At 75.8% G+C, this 1529-nt stretch carries 2 protein-coding genes; one reads left to right on the forward strand and one right to left on the reverse strand.

Annotated features, from left to right (window positions below):
• Positions 1 to 252, reverse strand: a 252-nt coding sequence (locus DKL51_RS32580; RefSeq protein ID WP_185735000.1) for a glycosyltransferase family 2 protein, incomplete at its 3' end; no start/stop codon positions are given.
• Between the two features lie 146 nt (positions 253 to 398).
• Here DKL51_RS32580 and DKL51_RS32585 point away from each other — a divergent pair.
• A partial coding sequence (locus DKL51_RS32585; protein ID WP_124813176.1) for a hypothetical protein occupies positions 399 to 1529 on the forward strand: 1131 nt, incomplete at its 3' end.

Raw genomic sequence — 1529 nt, forward strand, 5'->3', positions numbered from 1 at the left:
CCCGTCGGCGTCGAGCACACACACCAGCTCCGCGTCGGCGGCCTCCAGCCCGGCGTGCACGGCAGCGCCGTAGCCCCGGCGCGCCTCGTGTACCACCCGGGCACCGTGCCCGGCGGCGACCTCGGGCGAGCCGTCCCGCGAGCCGTTGTCCACCACGATCGCCCGGTAGCCGGGAGGCAGGGCGGTGAGCACGCCGGGCAGCGCGGCGGCCTCGTCCAGACAGGGCAGCACCACGTCGATCTGTGTCGGCATACCGCCGACGCTAGGGCGCGACGCGGCTGCACGAGGGCGGATCGGGCCTTACGGATCGCTTACCGGGTACCGGATTCTTACCGGACGGTGACGTCGTGCCGGTTCGGCTGCCGCGGGGCCCGCGCAGGTCGTACCGTCCGGTCGTCATGACCTCGACCCACGCGCCGGCCCGCGCATCCGTTCGGACCCCGACCCGCCGTTCCGCCGACCTGGTCGTGCTCGGCGTCGAGGCGGTGCTGCTCGCCGCCGCCGTGGCGGTGGGTGCGCTGCTCAACGCCCGCGGGGTGGGCCTGCACGCCGACGCCGCACCGCTGTACGCGACCTGGCGGCCCCACCTCGGGTGGGGTACCCCGGCCGCCGCGCTCGTCGCCGTCGCGGTCATCGGGTGGGGGGTCCGGTGGGCGCGGACGGCCCGGTGGACCGTCCTGCTCGGCGCCGGCTACCTGACGGCGGTGGCGTGGACGATGTCGCTCGCGCTGGTCGACGGCTGGTCGGCGTTCACCGAGAAGCTCACTCCGCAGGCGGAGTACCTGCACGAGGTGCCCCAGGTCACCGACATCGGCGCCATGCTCGCCGGCTTCAGCGGCCGCATCCTCGACTTCCAGCCCGACTCCTGGTCCACCCACACCGCCGGCCACCCGCCGGGCGCGCTGCTGATCTTCGTGTGGCTCGACCGGGTCGGGATCGGCGGTGGCCCCGCCGCATCGCTGGCCTGCGTGCTGGTGGGCGCCACGATCACGGTGTCGGTGCCGGTGGCCCTGCGGGCGCTCGGCGCGGCCGATGCCGCCCGCACCGTGCTGCCGTTCCTGGTGCTGCTGCCGGGCGCGGTATGGGTGGGGGCGTCCGCCGACGGTCTCTTCGCCGGCGTGGTCGCCGCCGGCCTCGCCCTGCTCGCCGTACGCGGACGGGCGGCAGCCGCCGTGGGCGGACTGCTGCTCGGCTTCGCGTTGTACCTGTCGTACGGGTTCGTGCTGGTCGCGCTGCTGACGCTGGCCGTGCTCGCGCTGCGCGCCACCGACCGGTGGGCCACGCTGCTGTCCGCCCTCGCCGGCGTCGCCGCCGTCGTGGCCGCGTTCACGCTCGCCGGTTTCTGGTGGTTGGACGGCTACCACCTGGTGCGGGTGCGCTACAACCAGGGGTGGGCGGCCGACCGCCCGTACGGCTACTGGGTGTGGGCGAACCTGGCGGCGCTGCTGCTCTCCGCCGGCGCGGTGCTCGGGCCGGCGCTGCGCCGCGCGACGACGGGGGCCGTCGCGCCGATACGGGCGGGGCTGGCC

The sequence above is a fragment of the Micromonospora globispora genome (assembly GCF_003857015.1).
GTDB lineage: Bacteria > Actinomycetota > Actinomycetes > Mycobacteriales > Micromonosporaceae > Micromonospora > Micromonospora globispora.